This window comes from Streptomyces sp. TLI_146, assembly GCF_002846415.1.
GTDB lineage: Bacteria > Actinomycetota > Actinomycetes > Streptomycetales > Streptomycetaceae > Streptomyces.
The window spans coordinates 4982229-5000786 of sequence record NZ_PJMX01000001.1 but is presented as its reverse complement, the minus strand read 5'-3'; the positions used below and the strand labels follow the sequence as shown (position 1 = coordinate 5000786).

Here is an 18558-nt window from a genome sequence, read left to right as displayed (position 1 = left end):
CCGGGCGGACCGTCTCACTCGGCAGTGGGGCGAACCGCCTTACGCCGCCAGGTCGTTCTCGCCCGGTCCCGTGCCCTGCGCCGTCCCCTTGCCCGCTCCCGACCGGGACTCGGGCAGGTCCACGGCGAGCCGCAGCGCGGACTGACCGGCCCGCCGTGACCGTACGAGACGGCCGAGCCGGGGCGAGCGGGCCACCGTCGACACCAGCGGGGTCAGCAGCATCAGCGCGAGCGGCGCGAGCAGCAGGGTGACGGCGGTGCCCAGGGCGAAGCCGCCGACCACGTCCGTGGGGTAGTGCACGCCCATGTAGACCCGGCAGAAGCCCTCGGCGAGCGCGAGGCCGATCGCGGCGAGCCCGAACTTGCGGTGCGCGACGAAGAGTCCGGCCCCGATCGCCATCGCCATCGTGGCGTGGTCGCTCACGAACGAGTAGTCCGTCTTGCCGTCGACCAGGACGTCGAGTCCCTTGTGGGAGACGAAGGGGCGGGGCCGCTCCACGAATCCCCTGATGGGGATGTTGACGAGCAGGGCGATCCCGGCGCCGAGCGGCGCCCAGACGAGGGCCGCGAGAGAGGCGAGGGCGCTCTCCCGGTCCTCGCCCCGGCGCAGGCTCCACCAGCACCAGAGCACGAGGAGGACGAGAGCGAGCAGGATGCCGTACTCGCCGACGAACTCCATGACGCGGTCGAACCACGTGGGGGCGGAAGCGGCGAGTCCGTTGATGTCGTAGAGCAGGCTGACGTCCGGGTTCGACCCGTCCAGCGCGAGTCCAGCCATGCCGAGGCCCCTTGCCTGTGCGTGTAGCTACCAACCCCCGTGGTCAGTACTCCTGCGGTCACTGTCCACTGAACGGCCTGAACGGCCCTCGCGTTCCACTCTCCACGGAATGATCACCACGACGTTACCGAAGAGAGACTCATCGTCGCAGCTCAGGGCCATGACCTGACGGAGAGTGCCGACGAGATCCGGCCACTTCGTACCGCCGGTCACGTACCCGGTTTGAACGTCGGCAACGCGGCGGCGCCGTCCTTGGTGACCCGGGTCGCGCCGAAGTAGTCGGGCGCGTCGATCTTGTCGAAGCGGATGACGGCGCCGGTGTAGGGGGCGTTGATCATGTAGCCGCCGCCGACGTAGAGGCCGACGTGGTGGATGGCGCGGGAGTTGGTGAGGTCGTCGGAGAAGAAGACGAGGTCACCGGGGAGGAGCTCGCCGCGGGCGGGGTGCGGGCCGGCGTTGTACTGGTCGTTGGCGACGCGCGGCAGCGTGATCCCGACGCTCTGGTAGGCGGCCTGCGTAAGCCCCGAACAGTCGAACCGCCCCCCTTGCTCGGCGGTCCCCTCCCCACCCCAGAGGTAGGGCGTCCCGAGCTTCTGCTGCGCGTAGTAGATGGCCCCGGCGGCCTGCTGGGAGGGCGCGACGCGGGTGGTGGGGCGGGCGAAGCTCTTCTCCAGGGTGCGGATGGTTTTCACGTAGCCCTGGGTCTCCTTGTACGGCGGCACGCCCCCGTACTTGATGACCGCGTACGACCCCGCGTTGTACGCGGCGAGCATGTTGCTGCTCTGGTCCCCCGGCACGTTCTTGACGTATCCGGCCAGTTCGCAGTCGTAGGAGGCGGCGGACGGAATCGCGTCGGCCGGGTCCCAGATGTTCTTCTTGCCGTCACCGTTGCCGTCGATCCCGTGCGTGGCCCAGGTGCCGGGGATGAACTGGGCGATGCCGCGCGCGTCGGCCGGACTCTTGGCCGTCGGGTCCCAGCCGCTCTCCTGGTACAACTGCGCCGCGAGCATGGCCGGGTTGAGGGCGGGACACAGGTTCCCCCACTTCTGCACCATCGGCTGGTACAGGGCGGGCACCGCGCCCTTGGCCAGCCCTACCGACTTGCCCGCGCCGAGCCCCGAGTTCAGCCCGGCCGCCGCCGAGTACGTGCCCACGACGAGCAGGGCGACGAAGCCCACACCCGCCCCTGTCGCGATGCCTCCGGCCACCAGGAATTTGCGCACCCCTCAACCCTCCCCCATCCGGGCCCGGTTCACCGCCTACTTCACTCGGAAGCCAGAACACGCGATGCTCGCGTAGTCCGTGGGGCCGCCTTTGACGTGGTAGAAGACGACCGTCCAGTCCCCCGGGTCGTTGGCGACCGGGATGGCCTCGTCGGTCTTGCCCCCGAAGTGACTCGTGAAGTCGTCCGGATACGTCAGCTCGATGAACTCGCCGGACTTCCACTTGCTGTAGATGTCCACCGGCTTGCTGGTGTAGCCGATGGTCTTGTTCTCCATCTTGAGGTCCACGAACGGCCTGCCCGTTTCGGGGTCGATCTCGTGCGGCGGCTTCACCCCGACGGAGATGTAGTACGGATCGGGCCTGGTGTTCTTCAGCTCGGCGTACTTCATCCGCATCAGGATCTTCGCCTTCTTGGTGACGTACGGGAGGTCCTGCCGGGCAGAGTTCTCGACCGCTGTCAGGAACTCGGCCGGCGTGTTCCCCTCGCCGCCGATCGTGTGGCACTCACCGATCCCGTGCGAGGCGGTGACGGGGTCCTTGGACAGCGTCCAGTAGTCGCGCGAGACACGGTTGTTCTCGATGTACCCCGGCGGCTGCGCCGCTCCCCCGGAGCCGGCGGGACCGCTCGGCGAGGTCCGGCCCGACGGCTTGCCCGACTGCGCGGGCGGCCCCGACGCCCCTGCCGAACCGTCCCCGCCCCCACCCGGCAGCATCCGGAACACCACCGCCCCCACCACCCCCAGCACCGCCGCCACCGCGACCGTCACCAGCCAGGGGGTGCGGCGGGAGCGGGGCGGGGGCGAGGTGACTGTGGGGGTGTAGGGCGGGGGGACGGGGGACGCGGCCGTTGCCGTGGGGAGGTCGTGGGGGCCGGGTCCGCCAGGCCCTCCGCCAGGGCCTGGTAGTACGGGTCCTCCACCAGCGCGGAGGTCACCGCGCACCGCACGATGACCTCCGCCGGAGTCGGCCGCCGCGCCGGGTCCTTGGCCGCACAGTCCAGGATCAGCGCGGCCAGCTCCGGCTCGACGCCCGCCACGTCGATGGGCTCGTGGACGGCCCGGTACGACACCCCCTCCATCGATCCCGACCCGAACGGCGCCCTCCCCGTAGCCGCGAACGCGATCGTCGCCCCCAGCGCGAACACGTCCGCCGCGTCGGCGACCTCGTTGCGGACGAGGACCTCGGGGGCCGTGTAGCCGGGGGTGCCGGGGGCGACGCCCGTCTGGGTGAGGGCCGTGTCGGCCGCCGCCCGTGCGATGCCGAAGTCGATGAGCTGGGGGCCCTGCGGGGCCAGGATGACGTTCTGGGGCTTGAGGTCCCGGTGCGTCACCCCGTACGCGTGCACGCTCGCCAGCCCCTCCGCCAGCGCCGCGAACAGCTTGCGGCAGGTGTCGGGCGGGAACGGGCCCCGGTCGGCGACGGCCCGGCTCAGGGTCGGCCCGGACACATACTCCGTGGCGAGCCAGTACGGCGGCGCCGCCAGCGACGCGTCGATCAGGTTCGCGGTGTACGCGCTGCGCACCGCCCGTACCGTCTCCGCCTCCCGGCGGAAGCGGGCCAGCGCCTCCGGGTGGTCGGTGATCTCGTCCTTGATCACCTTGAGCGCGACCAGCCGCCCGCCCGGCGAGCGGCCGAGGTAGACCATGCCCATCCCGCCCGCGCCCAGCCGGGCGAGCAGGGCGTACGTACCTATGTGTGCCGGATCCCGGGCTCTGAGCGCGTCCACCGGACGACTCTGTCATGCAACCCTCAGGCCCCTCACGCCCGTTGACCCAGTTGTGATCACTTGGCCGAATAGCGATGTCCGGAAATGATCACTTTGGGTGTGCGGCCGTGCACAGGACAGGGCTCGCCTGCCCTCCTCATCGTTGCTAGGTTGCGTCGGCAAGTAAAGGGAACCAAAAGGCATGGCAACGGGGGAACGGCCGCACATGGCACTCAGCGCGCAGTGGGACGAGCTCTTCGCGGGCGCTCCGCTCAGGTCGGGCGGGCAGGAGCCCTCCGCCGCCGGGATGCGGCTCGCGTCTGCCAACGGCAAATCCGCCGACGGCAAAGGCGGCGGCGCCCCCGACGTCCAGTTCAGCAAATCCCCCTGGAGCTCCGCCGGCAAGGTCGCCGGGGAGCTGCGCACCGGCACGGCCGGCGCGCTCGCCGACCTCGACTCCGCCTCCGAGGGCGTCACCGCCGGCACCGAGGGCTTCGGCGCCACGGCCGCCCTGGAGGAGATACGTACGACCTGGAAGGACCGGCTCGGCGCGGTACGCGACGAGTGCGGGCGGCTCGACGGCGTGCTCAAGAGCGTCGGCAAGGAGTTCGGCGAGGTCGACGTGAAGGTCGGCAACGACATGAAGGCCGTCGCCCCGGCCGAGCCGAAGGGCCGGTGACCCCGCCGTGCCCACCTGGCAGCAACTGCGCGATGTGAAGCTGTCCGAGTTCAGCGACGCGGCCGACGGCTGGGGCAAGGTCTCCAGCCGGGCCAACGCGGCCAAGGACCGCGTCGACAACGAGATGCGCGCGCGGATCCACGAGACGCAGAAGAGCAGGACCGCCGAGGGCGCGGTCGGCGACATCGGCCGGCTCAGCCGCAACTACCAGTACCTGCACACCGAGTGCGGTCTGATCCGTACCGCGCTCGACGGGCTCGCCACCGAGCTGGCCGCGCCGCAGAAGAAGCTGAAGCAGGCGCTGGAGGACGCGGAGAACCTGAAGTTCACGGTCGAGTCGGACGGGTCGGTGAAGTACCCGACGACCGTCGCGGTCACCGTGCCGCTCGCCCCCGGCCCCGGTGTCGCCAGGCCCGGCGCCCCGGTGCCGTTCCTGGCGGGCAAGGGCGAGGGCGGCGGCGACCCGAACAAGGCGAAGGCCGAGGACATCGCCGAGCGGATCGCCGGGGCGGTGCGCGACGCGAACGAGATCGACGGCCGGTACGCGGGCGTCCTGCGCCGCCTCAAGTCCCCGGCGGGCCTCGACGTCACCAACGAGATGCTGGTCGACGCGGCGGCGGACACCAGGGACGTCCAGAAGAACGCCAAGTTCCTGCCGGAGTCGGGCATCCCCAAGGGCAAGTCCCCGGCCGACAACAAGAAGTGGTGGGACGGGCTGAGCCAGGAGGAGCGCGACGAGTACGCGACCCTCTACCCGGCGGCCGTCGGCGCCCTCGACGGCATCCCGGCCACGGTCCGCGACGACTCCAACCGGATGGTGCTGGCCGAGACCCGCGCGCAGGTCCAGCTGGACCGCGACGCCCTGGGCCCGGCGCCGGACCGGATGATCACGACGCGGCGGGGCGGCGAGCCGGTGATGATCGAGAACCCCGAGTGGCGCAAGTGGGACAAGAAGCGGGGCGTCCTGGACGCCAAGCTCAAGGGCATGGACGCGATCCAGGCCCGCTTCGACCGCACCGGCGAGGCCGACCGCAGCGGTGAACACCCGCTGCCCGAGGCGTATCTGCTCGGCTTCAACGCGGACGGCATCGGCCGCGCCATCGTGGCCAACGGCAACCCCGACACCGCGACCCACACCTCCGTGTACGTCCCGGGCACCGGCACCAACCTCGAAGGCATCAACGGCGACATCAAGCGGATGGAGACGCTCTGGCGCGCCTCGGACGCCATGGCCGACGGCAGCAAGGTCTCCACGGTCACCTGGTTCGGCTACGACGCCCCGCAGAGCATCCTCACGGACGCGCCCCAGAGCGGTTACGCCAACGAGGGCGGCCCCATCCTCAACAACTTCCTCGGCGGCCTGCGCGCCTCCCACGAAGGCGAGCCCGGCCATCTGACGGCCGTCGGCCACAGCTACGGCAGTACGGTCATCGGCTCGGCCGCCCGCCAGGGCACCCTGCCCGTCGACGACGTCTTCGTGGCGGGCAGCCCGGGCGAGCAGGTCGGCCACGCCTCCGAGATGGACGTGAAGAAGGGTCATGTGTGGGCGGCCAACGCCGACAGCGAGCCCTTCCTGAAGGGCATACCGATCCCGTTCATCGGCGATGACAAGTACGGGGGTGTCAATATCCCCTTTCTGTCCAGCGACCCGGTCCCCGAGATCGGCGGCTGGGGGCACGCCCCGAAGAAGCTCGACATCGACGTGCTGCCCTCGTGGATCGACGGCGACGGCATGAGTGTGGTCAAGCCGCTGACCCCGAGCAACCCGGACTTCGGCGCCAACATCGTCGCCACGGACGGCTCCCGGGGCCACAGTGGGTACTGGGACGAAGGGACCCAGAGCCTCCTCAACCAGGCCCGGGTCACAGTGGGCAAGTACGACAAGGTGACGCTCGAACCATGACCGGAATGACGTACAGGAACCGCCCTCGGCGGCGCGCGGCCCGCCCCGCCGCCGCGCTCGCAATGACCGCGCTGACCTCACTGATCGCGCTGACCTCGCTGATCTCCACGACAGGATGCACCGCCATGCAGGACGACGGGCTGGACTACACACCCCGGAAGATGTCCGTCAAGGACGCCAAGGACCTGGTCCGCAGGCAGTCCAGCGTCATCCTGGACGCCTCGGGCCTGCGGTACGAGACGTCCAACGGCTCGCCGGACGTCAGCCCCTGCGAGAAGGTCGAGCACGGCTACCGCGTCAAGCACTTCTGGAAGGCGTACGGCCCGTCCCGCGAGGTCCTGTCGGCCGCGCTGCAACGCCTCCACGAGGAGCTGCCGAAGCGCGGCTGGAAGGTGTACCGCTTCGAGAAGGCGAACTCCAAGGCCCAGCAGATGCAGCTCGACGTGGAGGACATGAAGCTCCATCACACGGTGACGGTCGAGGAGGACTTCGTCTCGCGCGACCCGGCCGCCTCCAAGTGGGAGAAGGCGGGCCGCGACGGCCTCTTCATCACGGTGGACTCGCCCTGTTACGTGGACCCCCAGTACAGGACGGGCGACCAGTAGAGACTCATTGGGCCCGCGACGGAAGTTGACGGCGCGAACCCACCCGCCTGAGCGCGAGACCTCTTGCGCACACCCCTGACCTGCTGCTACGTACGAGCGGACTTTTTCTCCCCGTACCCCGGTTCGCGCTTGCGCATGTCCCCACCTGCCCCGTTAGCGTCATTTCGGGGCGGCGGAAGGGCGTCGCACGGGACCGCGGGGGAGTACGTGTACGCGCAGAGCTGGCAGCGGCTGCTGGACCAGGCGGGGCCGTCGGGGTCGATGTCGCTGGCGTCGGCGGGACCGACGGGGCCGACGGGCGGCAGCGGCGAGCTGAAGCACAGTGCCAAGCCGTGGTCGGACGCGGCGGGCGCGGCCCACTCCCTCCAGACGGACACCGCGACCGCCAAGGCGAAGCTCACCTCGGCCCACGCGGGCGCGGAGGCGGGCACGGCCGGGCTGGCGAGCATGGCCGCGCTCAAGTCCGTACTGGCGTCGTGGGACAAGCGGCTGTCGGCCGTGCAGGCCGAGTGCGGTGCGCTGGAGCCGGTCCTGCGGGAGACGGCGTGGGCGCAGGGCGAGGTGGACGCCGGGGTGAAGTCGGCGCTCGCGCAGTACTCGGGGAAGCGGTGACGGGGGTGCTGACCTGGAAGCAGCTGCACGACCTCAAGTGCGACGAGCTCCTGGACGCGGCCGAGGGCTGGGGCGCCGTCAGCACCCAGGCGGACGCGGCCCGGGACCGGATCAGCGACGAGATGGTGCGGAGCCTGGAGGCCACCCAGAAGGGCATGGCGGCGCCGGCCGCCGTGGGCCGCCTGCGGCGCCTGGACCGCAATTACGACTACATCCGTACCGAGTGCGGACTGGTCCGTACGACCGTGAACTCGCTCGTGTACGAACTGGTCGGCTTCCAGAGCCAGCTCAAGGACGCGCTGGACGACGCGGCGAGCCTGGGCTTCACGGTCGCGGCGGACGGCTCGGTGAGCTACCCGGCCGGCGGCAAGAACCTGATCACGAACCAGCCGATTCCCGGCGGCAGCGTGACGGGCGGCTACCTGCCGCTCTCCCGCCCGCCGTCCTTGAACGCGCCCCAGCCGGGCCTGCTCAACCCCAACCCGAACTTCGGCAAGGCCCAGGACATCGCGGACCGCATCCTGCGCGCGCTCACGGCGGCCCGCGAGGCGGACGAACACTTCAGCAAGGCCCTGAACCGCCTCAAGGCCGAGCCGGGCCTGGACGTGACCGAGTCGACGTGGAAGGACGCGGCGGGCGACCTGGCGGCGGTACGCGAGGTCTCCGGCGACTACCTGAAGAAGACCATCCCCACCGGCGCCTCCCCGGCCGACCGCCACGACTGGTGGACCCACCTGTCGGCGACCCAGCGCGACGAGTACCTCGCGGCGTGCCCCGACATCCTCGGCAACCTCGACGGCATCCCGGCCGCGGTCCGCGACGAGGCCAACCGGGACAACCTGCGGCTGCTGATGGGGAAGCTGGCGGGGGAGGACGGGGAGGGGGCCAAGGCGAAGCTGGACGGGCTGCGCTCCATCGACACCCAATTGCGGGCCACGCCGGGGCCTGGCATCCCGCCCATGTACCTGCTCGGCATCGGCGACCAGGGCAACGGCCGCGCGATCGTCGCCTTCGGCAACCCCGACGAGTCGAGGAACGTCTCGGCCTACGTGCCGGGCCTGGGCACGTCGCTGGACGCGGACTTCGCACGCAATGACATCCAGCGGGCCCGGGACACGGTCAAGGGCGCACGCGTGTACGACCCGTCCAGCGCGTCAATCGTGTGGCTCGGGTACGACGCGCCCCAGTTGCCCGCGGAGAAACTCGCGGACAATCTGGCCGTCATGAGCAGACGGGACGCGGTCGCGGGCGCGCCTGCCTACAACCAGTTCATGGCGGGCATCTCGGCCACGAACGAGAACGCCGACCCCCACATCACCGCCATCGGCCACTCCTACGGCTCCCTCACCGTCGGACAGGCTGCCCAGCGTCCCGGCGGCATCCCCGGAGCCGACGACATCATCCTCGTCGGCAGCCCCGGCACCGGAGCCCACACCGCCGACCAACTCGGCGTCGGCGAGGATCACGTGTACATCGGGGCCGCCAAGAACGACGTCGTCACCAAGCTGCCGAACCCCGTCGAAGGCGTCGGCGCCCTGGAAGGCTTCAAGGCCGGCTTCCGGTCCGGATCCGCCCAGGGCGTCGTCCCGGGCCTCGTCTCCGGCCTCGCCGGAGCCTTCACAGGCTACGAAGTCGGTGACGCCGTCACGGACGAGAGCCAGATCTACTTCGGTACCGACCCCGCGAACCACGAGTTCGGCGCGCGGCGCTTCGCCACCGGCGACGGCCCGCCCCTCTTCGACTTCGACCCCCGCCACCTGGAGCTCGGTGACATCGAAGCCCACTCCAACTACTTCAACCCCGAAAAGGACAGACAGTCCGCCGACAACATCGCCCGGATCGTCGCGGGCCGAGGGGACAAGATCACCACCCAGGAGCCCCGATGAAGTCCCGCCGCCCCGCTGTCATCGTGCTGGCGCTCCTGGCCACCACCGGCTGCGGCCTCACCGGTACTGACCCCGCCGAAAGGAACGGCTCGAAGGTGAACATGCAGCAAGCGGCCGACAAGGCCGACACCCTCCTCCAGGAAACCCTGTCCGCAGTCACCCCTGGACTCCACTGGGTCCATGAGGCGTCGAGCGACTCCGGCTGCCCGGGCCGGAAGAACACCGGCTCCGTCACCCGGGGCATCAGCATCATGACCGTCGTCTCCGAACAGCGCCGTGGAGCCCTCCTGGGCGTCATCGAGCGCAACTGGAAGTCGCGCGGCTTCAAGATCACCGGTGTCAACCAGGACAAGGAACTGCCCGCGATCTATGCCAGCACTCCCGACGACTTCCGGATGGACGTCGTCGTCGGATACGCGGGACAGTTCCACCTCAGTGTCGCCACGCCCTGCTTCACCGAATCCCCGGTGGCCGCCCCGACGCCCGCGCCCAACACCGCGCCCCGTCAGGGCGACTTCCCCTGGCGCCCCGACATGCACGACCCCTTCTGGTCCGCCACCAACTGATACAGCGCCCCCACCGTCCCCCCGAACCGCACGCTGTACGACACATCCGGATCATCGCCCCCCTCCTCGTACCCGCCGATGACCCCCACCACGGCTCCGTCCGCCGCCTCCCACGGGCTGCCGCTCGTGCCGCCGGGGTAATCCGGGCACTCCACGCGCTGCTGCGTGTCGCCGAAGGGCGTCGCGCGCGTGGTGCAGGACTGCGGGGTGTCGGCCTCGCCCGGGTAGCCGACCACCGTCACCTCGCCGCCGGCCGGGGCGTTCACGGCCAGCCGCGCCGCGCCCACCGCGTCCTCCACCCGGGCCCCGGTCAGGGACCCGGGCCCCAGGACCGCGAAGGCCACGTCGTCGTCCTCGCTCCGGTCCTCCTGCCACGCGTCGTCCGTGTACGTGTCCTCGACCGGCCACGTCCCGTACGGCGCCCGGCCGTCCCGGTAGCCCGGCACGAACACCGCGTCGTCCTGGTCGTCCAGGCAGTGCGCGGCCGTGACGATCACGTCCCGGCCCTCGCTGTGCACCACCGACGCCGTACAGAAGTGGTCCCCGTCCAGACCCCCGTCGAACAGCGCGCCCACGCGCGCGTTGGCGGCCGTGGCGGGCGCCGTGACGGTCGTACCGGCCGATCCGGGCTCCCGGTCCCCGTAGCCGGGGGTCACCAGGAGCACGGCCACCGCCGACAGGGCTCGCAGCCGGGAGACGTGTCTCATGGCCCCGACGCTGACGCGCGGACCTGAGAACACCCCTGGAACTTTTCTGAGAAGAGTCTGTGAAGCGCCTCGGCTCCCGCGCCCGCCGGCGGCAGCGGCAGCCCGACCCTGCCCCCGACCTCGAACGCGAGCCCGGCTCTAGCGAACAGGCCCAGAGTGCACCAACGACAGTCATTGCCCGGAGTCACCCTGCGTGATACACAGAGTAACCATACGTGAATCCGTGGAGAACCGGTCCACCGCAGGTCAGGGCGGTGCGACCGGCACAGCTGTGCGGTTTCGCGTAAAGAGAGCCGCCAAGTCGACATACCCGGGCGGTTTCATCAGCGAAGATAGAGCCTGACCCATGCCATGGGGCAGGGGCATCGAACTACCCGACAGGGGCGGTGAGTTACGTGTACCTGGCAGCAGAAAAGGGCGACATCACCACGATCATCGGCGGGATCGCGCCCAACTGGGGCCCGTTCGGGAGCCTGGGCAACGAGGCCCGGGTGATGGTCGAAGTCGTGATGGCCGTGGCCATCCTGCTGTGCCTCGGCATCGCCGTCTGGGGCGCCGCCAAGCAGAGGATCGGTGCGACCGCGCTGCGCGACACGTTCAGCGCGGAACAGGGCAAGGGTCTGATCGTGGCCGGGCTGACCGGGGTCTTCATCATCGGCTCACTCGGCACGCTGTTCACCATCGTGTACGGGATGGCCGTCTGACCCGACCTCAGGTCCGGCCCCGTCCCGCCGCGTCCGTCCCCCGAGGGCCCGCCCAGGCCCTCCCCCACACCATCCGTCCGTCGTGCCCACCGGCTGAGGTTGCGTCTCCCTGATGTCGAGTCACCACACCGCGCCCGCGCGGGAACCAGCACGGCTACCGTCGTACTACACGACGGACCAGCGAAGGGTTGAGGGGGCGTACGCGGCATGAGCCTCGGCGACGAGCACGACTCCAGGCGCACGGAGGACGCGTACAGCACCGTCGGCGGTACGCGCCAGACGCGCACCCGGCTGCCCGAGGGCGAGGGCGCCGACGTGTACGGCGGCGCCCGCCGTCCCGTCCGCCCCTCGCGCTCCCTGCTCACGGTCGTCGGCGTGGTGGTCCTGCTCGTCGCCGCGATCGCCTTCGCCAACCGCGGCGACGGCGGCGACGGCTCCTCCGACGACCCCGACCACTCCGACGCGAAGCCGACGGCCGCGACCGGAGTCAACCCGGTCCAGGGCAAAACGGCCGGCATCGCGACGGGCTTCCCCCAGACGGAACAGGGGGCGCAGTCGGCGGCGGCGAACTACGCGGTGGCGCTGGGCTCCGACGGCATGTTCAACGCCGCGCACCGGCACACCATCGTCGAGGCCGTGGCCGACGCCACCAGCAAGGACAAGCTCCAGGCGGGCTTCGACACCAACTACTCGCCCGGTCTCAACCAGCAGATCGGCCTCACCGCGGACGGCGCCGCCCCGGCGGGCACGACGTTCGTGAACCGGACGGTCCCGGCGGGCACCAAGGTCCAGAGCTACTCGCCGCAGGCCACCAGCGTCGACGTGTGGTGCATCGGCCTGTTCGGCCTCACCGGCGAGAAGTCCACCAAGCCGGTGACGACCAACTGGTTCACGATGACGCTCAAGCTGGCCTGGAACGGGTCGGACTGGAAGGTCCTGGAGACCGCGCAGAAGAAGGGTCCGACACCGGTCACCGGCGACAACACCGTGTCCGGCTCCGAGGAGATCGCGAACGCCGTCAAGGAATTCGGAGGGTTCACGTATGCCCGGTAGCCCTCGCGGCCGTACGCGCGCGCTCGTCACGTCGGTGACCGTCCTGCACACGGCCGTCTTCCTGTTCGCCGCCCGCGCGGCGGCTGCCCCGACGCCGACCCCGACGCCGCCCGGCACCTCGCCGTCACCGGCGCCGGACAAGAGCGGCAACCCCTGTTCGCTGATCTCCGGGCCGGCCCGGGACTACTGCGACAGCGGGTCCTCGGGCGCGCCGCAGAGGGGCGGCACCGTCGCCCCCGGCGACCCCGCCGACCCCCTGACCTCCCTCGCCCGCGGCTGCGCCGACGCCGCCGTCTGGGTCGTCGACACGCTCTCCAAGTTCGTGAAGACCGCCGCCAAGGTGGACTTCACCAACCCCGCCTTCCTCGGCCGCTACGCCGTCGTCTTCGCCGCCGCCACCATCCTCACGCTCGTCCTGTGGCTGCTCGCCGTCGCCAAGCGGGCGATCCGCGGGGTGCCGCTGACGACCGCGATCTCCGAGGCCGTCGGCTTCCTCTGGCTCACCGTGCTCGCCTCGGCGTTCACCCCGCTGATCCTCTACACAGTCGTCAACGCCACCGACGCCGTCACCGACGTCATCGCCGCCGGCACCGGCGACCAGACCGACGTCTTCTTCGGGTCGTTCTCGGACGCGCTGAAGAAGGGCACGGACATCGGCGGCGGCCCGATCATGCTGATCGTCGTCTCCCTGGTCACCATCCTGGCCGCCGGCATCCTTTTCCTCGAGCTCTACATCCGCGCCCTGCTGCTGTACGTGGGAGCGCTGCTCGGCGTCGTCGTGTACTCGGGACTCGTCGACAAGAACATGTGGGGCCACGTCCGCCGCTGGGCCGGGATCATGATCGCGATCATCCTGGTGAAACCCATCATCGTGATCGTGCTCAGCCTGGCGGGGGCCCTCTCCGCCGGGAAGGGTCCGGACTCCTTCCAGGCCGTCGTCTCCGGCCTCGCCATCATCCTGCTGGCCATCTTCGCCTCCGCGATGATCTACCGCTTCGTACCGGGCTTCGGCGACGAGATCGCCGCCGCCCGCACCAACCGCAAGCAGGCCACCGACGGCTCCCAGGCCGCCGCCGTGATCTCCTCCCCGGCCGCCCTCGTCTCCCAGGGCATCAAGACCCACAGCAGCCGCGGCAACCAGGGCAACAACAGCGCCCAGCCCCGGCCCGCCAACCCGATGTCCGGCGGCGTGGCCGCCCACAGCAGCCGGGGCTCCTCCGGCGGCGGTGGCGGCGGTGGCGGCGGATCTGTCCCCTCCGCCGCACCCCCGCCCCGTAACGGCTCCGGACCCACCAGCGGCACCCCGCACAGCAGCCGCAACACCGGCAACAAAGGCAACAAGAGCACAGGAGGTGGAGGGCGTTGACGACCCAGTCCCACTCGGTCTCGCCCCGCCGCACGTATCTGATCGGCCGCGCCCGGCCGTCGGCCATCGTCGGCAAGAACCGCGAGACCGGCGAGATCGCGCTGATCATCGGCGGCGCGTTCCTCGGCATGATGGCCGGACTGCTGGTCCCCGTCCTGTCCCTGCGGATCGTGCTGCTCATGGGCTTCCCCATGCTGGCGCTCGCCGCGGTGTACCTCCCGTACAAACACCGCACGTTCTACAAGTGGTTCGAGATCAACCGCAGCTACAAGCGCTCGCTGCGCCGCGGCACCACCTACCGCTCCGCCGCCATGGAGGCGGGCGTGCGCGGCGACGGGCGCGAGGTCGAGGTCGGCCCGCCGCCCGGCATCGGCCGGATCAGCTGGCTCGCCGCGCCCTTCGGCCCCGACGAGATCGCCGTCCTGCTGCACGCCGACCGCCGGACCGTCACCGCGGCCATCGAGATCGAGGGCCCCGGCGTGGGCCTGCGCGACTCGGAGGACCAGGAGGCCCTCGTCGACCGGTTCGGCACGCTGCTCAAGCACGTCGCCAACGGCGACGGGTTCGTCACCCGCCTCCAGATGCTCGCCCGCACCCTGCCCGCCGACCCGGACGCGCACGCCAAGGACGTCGCCCAGCGCGGCGACCACGGCTCACCCGGCTGGCTCCAGGAGTCGTACGAACAGCTCCAGTCCATGGTGTCCACCTCCAGCGAGCAGCACCGGGCGTATCTCGTCGCCTGTATGCAGTACTCGCGCGAACTCGCCGCCGAGGCGCACGCCATGGCCCGCGCCGCCCGCCCCCAGCCCGGCCGCAAGCTCGACCGGGACGCCGGGCTCGCCGTCGTCATGGCCCGCGAGCTCACCGACATCTGCGCCCGGCTTGCCGAGGCCGACATCCGGGTGCGCCAGCCGCTCGGCCAGGGGCGGCTCGCCTCGCTCGTGCACTCCATGTACGACCCGGACCACCCCATCGACCACATCCAGGCCATGACCAAGCGCAACGCCTGGCCCGCCGAGCTGGACGCGGTCGAGCCCACCTATCTCCAGGCCAAGACCCGCGAGTCCTCCACGCGCGCGCCCTGGTGCCACGCCACGGCGTGGGTGAAGGAGTGGCCGATGACCCCCGTGGGCGTCAACTTCCTGGCCCCCCTGCTCGTCCACACCCCGGACGTGATCCGTACGGTCGCGGTCTGCATGGACCTCGAACCCACCGAGGTCGCCATCGAGCGCATGCTCACCGAGAAGACCAACGACGAGGCCGAGGCCTCGCGCGCGGCCAAGATGAACCGGACCGTCGACCCGCGCGACATCGCCGCCCACGGCCGCCTCGACCAACGGGGTGAAGATCTCGCCAGCGGCGCGGCAGGAGTCAACCTCGTCGGGTACATCACGGTGTCGGCGCGCTCCCCCGAGGCGCTGGCGAGGGACAAGCGCACCATCCGCGCCTCGGCCGGCAAGTCGTACCTGAAGCTGGAGTGGTGCGACCGCGAGCACCACCGGGCCTTCGTCAACACCTTGCCGTTCGCGACCGGCATCCGCCGCTAGCCGAGAGCTGATTGGGGCCTGCTCATGCGAGATCCGCTCTCCGCGCTCACCAACGCCTTCACCTCCTTCCTCTTCGGGAAGGTGGAGACCACCCGGCTGCCCGTGCGCACCTCCACCGGCCAGGCGCAGGCCGTCTACCTGCCGACGGCCGCGCCCGGCCTGGGCGACTCGGGCGTGATCATCGGCCGTGAGGTCTACAGCGGCAAGGGATACATCTACGACCCCTTCCAGCTGTACGGCCAGCAGCTGCCCGCGCCGCACTGGCTGGTCCTCGGCGAGTCCGGCAACGGCAAGTCGGCGCTGGAGAAGACCTATGTGCTGCGCCAGCTGCGGTTCCGCGACCGGCAGGTCGTGGTGCTGGACGCCCAGGGCGAGGACGGCGTCGGCGAGTGGAACCTCATCGCGCGCGAGCTGGGGATAACTCCCATCCGGCTCGACCCGATGGCCGCCCTGGACGGCGGCATCCGGCTCAACCCGCTGGACCCGGCGATCACCACCACCGGCCAGCTGGCGCTGCTGCGCACCATCATCGAGGTGGCGATGGGGCACGGCCTGGACGAGCGCTCGGGCTTCGCCCTGAAGGTGGCGCACGCCTACGTCAACGAGACCATCACCGACCGGCAGCCCGTCCTCACCGACATCGTGGAGCAGCTGCGCCACCCGGAGGCCGCCTCGGCGGTCGCCATGAACGTCGACATAGACGACGTCCGGGCCTGGGGCCTGGACGTGGCGCTCGTCCTGGACCGGCTGGTCGACGGCGACCTGCGGGGCATGTTCGACGGACCGACCACCGTCGGCATCGACCTGGACGCGCCGCTGATCGTCTTCGACCTCTCGCACATCGACCGCAACTCGATCGCGATGCCGATCCTGATGGCGATCGTCGGCGTCTGGCTGGAGCACACCTGGATCCGGCCCGACCGCAAGAAGCGCATCTTCCTGGTGGAGGAGGCCTGGCACATCATCAACTCGCCGTTCGTGGCACAGCTCTTCCAGCGGCTGCTCAAGTTCGGCCGGCGCCTCGGTCTGTCCTTCGTGGCGGTGGTGCACCACCTGTCGGACGTGGTGGACGGGGCGGCGGCGCGGGAGGCGGCGGCGATCCTGAAGATGGCGTCGACCAGGACGATCTACGCCCAGAAGACGGACGAGGCGAGGGCGACGGGCGGGGTCCTCGGCCTGCCACGGTGGGCGGTCGAGATCATCCCGACCCTCACGCCCGGTATCGCCGTCTGGGACGTCAACGGCAATGTCCAGGTGGTCAAGCACCTGGTCACCGAACGGGAACGGCCGCTGGTCTTCACCGACCGCGCGATGACGGAGTCGGCGGCGACCGATGACGTACTCGCCCATGAGCTGGAGAGCCAGCTGGAGTCGGAGAGCGAACGCAGGGCAGCGCTGATGGAACAGCAAATGTCCGGCACCTCCTCCCCCGAGTCGACCGTGGCCTGACGGTCCGGCAGACCCCTCCCCTCAAGGGGCCTGCCGGATCAACGCCCGCCCACCCCAAGGAAGTTCCCCCGACACGCGCACGTCGGACCGACACGCCGGAGGTTGCCTGACATGCCGGAGTCCCGCTCCCGCGGCGAGGAGCGCGGCATCCCCGACTCCCTGCTGATCGGGCTGCTCGCGTTCCTGCTCGGCCTCACGGTCCTGGTCTGGACGGCGACGGGCCTGGCGGGCCTGTTCAGCCACGGCGCCTGGCCGGACGCAGTGACGTTCACCCGCACCCCGCAGGCCATGCACCAGCTGGTCCAGGCCCCGCACGACCTCCCGGCCGCCTGGCCGGACACCCCCGCCGCCCAGCTCTCCGGCTACGGCCTCTTCTGGGGCCTGCTCATCGGCCAACTCCTTGTGCTCCTGGTCCTCTTCATCTTCGCCCTTGGCACCTGGTCGCGCTGGCGAGCCGTACGCGCGAGAGCCAAGGCGGCGGCCGCGATGCCGGGCAATCCGGTGCTGGGCCTGAACAGGGGCGGGGCCGGGGGCGGCGGGCCGGTCGGTGGTACGACGACACCGACGCACCAAGCACAACCGCAAGCCCAGCCCCAGGCCCAGCCGGGACCGCCGCCTGTGATGGACGCAGGGGCTGATCGGGGCCCCGACCCTGCGGACACGCGCGCGTGGGGCCCGGCCGCGGGGACAGGAGCGGCTCGTACCGTACGTACGGACGGGGCAGCGGGAGCATGGGACGACACCCTCACCCCCACACCCGCCACGGCAAGTTGGCAGCCCGAAGGCCCGGGAGCCGGGCGGCTCCCGTCGCCGCGTGCGGCCCGCCCGCCCCGGCTCGTCTACGGCGGCCCCGACGCCCGCCGCCCCACGGCCGTACAGGCCATCCAGGACGCCGAGGGCGCCGCACTCGTCATCACCTCGGACCCCACCCTCTGGGCGGAGACCAAGGACGCGCGCGCGAAGCTCGGCCCTGTGCACGTGTACGACCCGGGGCACCTGTGCGACACCCCGGCCCGGCTCCACTGGTCGCCCACGAGCGGCTGCGAGGACGCGGACGTGGCGGCGGCGCGCGCGACCGCGCTGCTCGCGCCCGTACGCCCGCAGGCGCGCATAGACGCCGCGATGGCCGACACGGCCGAGACCCTGCTGCGGTGCTGGCTGCACGCGGCCGCGCTGGACAGCCGGGACGGCAAGGCGGTCAAGCAGATGCACCGCTGGGCCCAGGGCACCGGCGCCCACGAGGCCGTACGCGTACTCCGCACCCACCCCAAGGCCATGAGCGGCTCGGCGGGCCTCCTGGAGTCCGCGCTGACCGCCCACCCCGAACGCCGGGAGATCGCCCAGGCGCTGACGGCCCGGGCACTCGACGCGCTGTCCTCGATCCACATCCGCGAGGCCTGCACACCAAACCGAGCGGATTCGCTCGCCCTGGAATCATTCGCCGCCGAAGGGGGCACGCTTTACGTGGTGGGTGAAGCCATCGAGGATCCGCGGTCCCGCCCGGCCGCGATGCCCCTCCTCACGGCCCTCGCCTCAGACGTGGTCGAGCGCGGCCGCCGCATGGCCGAACGGTCACCCGACGGTCGGCTCGACCCACCAATAACGCTGGTCCTGGACGACGTGGCCGCAGTCGCGCCGCTGCCCCGGCTGCCCGAACTCCTGTCGACCGGGCACGACCTTGGCCTCCCGACCCTGGTCCTGCTCCGCTCGGCCGAACAGGCCCGGGCCCGCTGGACGGAGACGCTGGCGCCGTAGCGGCGCGAAGTGGCCCGCCT

General features: G+C 71.0%; 17 protein-coding genes. 12 read left to right on the top strand and 5 right to left on the bottom strand.

Translation table 11 applies throughout. The features are described 5' to 3' along the window. Positions 1–39: 39 nt before the first annotated feature. The 4 genes from BX283_RS22475 to BX283_RS41655 form a co-directional block, all read right to left on the bottom strand. Positions 40–777, bottom strand: coding sequence for a phosphatase PAP2 family protein (locus BX283_RS22475; RefSeq protein WP_101389330.1), 738 nt, complete (start codon positions 775–777; stop codon positions 40–42). 209 nt (positions 778–986) lie between these two features. Then, entirely contained in the window at positions 987–2000 is a 1014-nt protein-coding gene (locus BX283_RS22470) for a bifunctional lytic transglycosylase/C40 family peptidase (RefSeq protein ID WP_257583536.1), read from the bottom strand. Positions 2001–2036: 36 nt separating this feature from the next. After that, entirely contained in the window at positions 2037–2768 is a 732-nt protein-coding gene (locus tag BX283_RS41660; RefSeq protein ID WP_257583534.1) for a hypothetical protein, read from the bottom strand. Beyond that, entirely contained in the window at positions 2765–3727 is a 963-nt protein-coding gene (locus tag BX283_RS41655; RefSeq protein ID WP_257583532.1) for a serine/threonine-protein kinase, read from the bottom strand. The genes BX283_RS41660 and BX283_RS41655 overlap by 4 nt, the downstream gene beginning before the upstream one ends. 205 nt (positions 3728–3932) lie before the next feature. Between BX283_RS41655 and BX283_RS22460 the strand changes: the two genes are divergently transcribed. The 6 genes from BX283_RS22460 (at position 3933) to BX283_RS22435 (ending at position 9957) form a co-directional block, all read left to right on the top strand. After that, the gene (locus tag BX283_RS22460) at positions 3933–4385 is read left to right on the top strand and encodes a hypothetical protein (protein ID WP_101389329.1); all 453 of its coding nucleotides are present in this window, start codon (positions 3933–3935) and stop codon (positions 4383–4385) included. A 7-nt stretch (positions 4386–4392) separates the two neighbouring features. Next, positions 4393–6288 (top strand): alpha/beta hydrolase family protein, encoded by a 1896-nt coding sequence (locus BX283_RS22455; protein ID WP_257583529.1) that lies wholly within the window; start codon positions 4393–4395, stop codon positions 6286–6288. Beyond that, positions 6285–6893, top strand: coding sequence for a hypothetical protein (locus BX283_RS22450; protein ID WP_180357225.1), 609 nt, complete (start codon positions 6285–6287; stop codon positions 6891–6893). The genes BX283_RS22455 and BX283_RS22450 overlap by 4 nt, the downstream gene beginning before the upstream one ends. Before the next feature lie 207 nt (positions 6894–7100). Beyond that, positions 7101–7505: a hypothetical protein gene (locus BX283_RS22445; protein ID WP_101389327.1), complete on the top strand. Its 405-nt coding sequence runs from the start codon at positions 7101–7103 to the stop codon at positions 7503–7505. After that, positions 7502–9391 (top strand): alpha/beta hydrolase, encoded by a 1890-nt coding sequence (locus BX283_RS22440; RefSeq protein WP_101389326.1) that lies wholly within the window; start codon positions 7502–7504, stop codon positions 9389–9391. The genes BX283_RS22445 and BX283_RS22440 overlap by 4 nt, the downstream gene beginning before the upstream one ends. Next, the gene (locus BX283_RS22435; RefSeq protein ID WP_257583526.1) at positions 9388–9957 is read left to right on the top strand and encodes a hypothetical protein; all 570 of its coding nucleotides are present in this window, start codon (positions 9388–9390) and stop codon (positions 9955–9957) included. The genes BX283_RS22440 and BX283_RS22435 overlap by 4 nt, the downstream gene beginning before the upstream one ends. Here the strand turns inward: BX283_RS22435 and BX283_RS22430 are convergent. After that, on the bottom strand, positions 9897–10664 hold the full coding sequence (locus BX283_RS22430) for a serine protease (protein ID WP_101389325.1): 768 nt from the start codon (positions 10662–10664) through the stop codon (positions 9897–9899). The two genes, BX283_RS22435 and BX283_RS22430, sit on opposite strands and share 61 nt — an antisense overlap. A gap of 395 nt (positions 10665–11059) precedes the next feature. On the opposite strand from BX283_RS22430, the gene BX283_RS22425 reads away from it, so the two are divergent. The 6 genes from BX283_RS22425 (at position 11060) to BX283_RS22400 (ending at position 18538) form a co-directional block, all read left to right on the top strand. Continuing rightward, positions 11060–11368: a hypothetical protein gene (locus tag BX283_RS22425; protein ID WP_101389324.1), complete on the top strand. Its 309-nt coding sequence runs from the start codon at positions 11060–11062 to the stop codon at positions 11366–11368. Between the two features lie 207 nt (positions 11369–11575). Beyond that, positions 11576–12421 carry a hypothetical protein gene (locus tag BX283_RS22420; RefSeq protein ID WP_101389323.1) on the top strand — a complete coding sequence of 282 codons (846 nt, stop codon included), beginning with the start codon at positions 11576–11578 and terminating at the stop codon, positions 12419–12421. Beyond that, positions 12411–13787 (top strand): hypothetical protein, encoded by a 1377-nt coding sequence (locus tag BX283_RS22415; RefSeq protein WP_180357224.1) that lies wholly within the window; start codon positions 12411–12413, stop codon positions 13785–13787. The genes BX283_RS22420 and BX283_RS22415 overlap by 11 nt, the downstream gene beginning before the upstream one ends. Beyond that, the gene (locus BX283_RS22410; protein ID WP_101389322.1) at positions 13784–15334 is read left to right on the top strand and encodes an SCO6880 family protein; all 1551 of its coding nucleotides are present in this window, start codon (positions 13784–13786) and stop codon (positions 15332–15334) included. Before BX283_RS22415 ends, BX283_RS22410 begins: the two co-directional genes overlap by 4 nt. A gap of 24 nt (positions 15335–15358) precedes the next feature. Then, the gene (locus BX283_RS22405; RefSeq protein WP_101389321.1) at positions 15359–16783 is read left to right on the top strand and encodes an ATP-binding protein; all 1425 of its coding nucleotides are present in this window, start codon (positions 15359–15361) and stop codon (positions 16781–16783) included. 111 nt (positions 16784–16894) lie between these two features. Then, the gene (locus BX283_RS22400) at positions 16895–18538 is read left to right on the top strand and encodes a type IV secretory system conjugative DNA transfer family protein (RefSeq protein WP_101389320.1); all 1644 of its coding nucleotides are present in this window, start codon (positions 16895–16897) and stop codon (positions 18536–18538) included. Positions 18539–18558 lie beyond the last annotated feature (20 nt).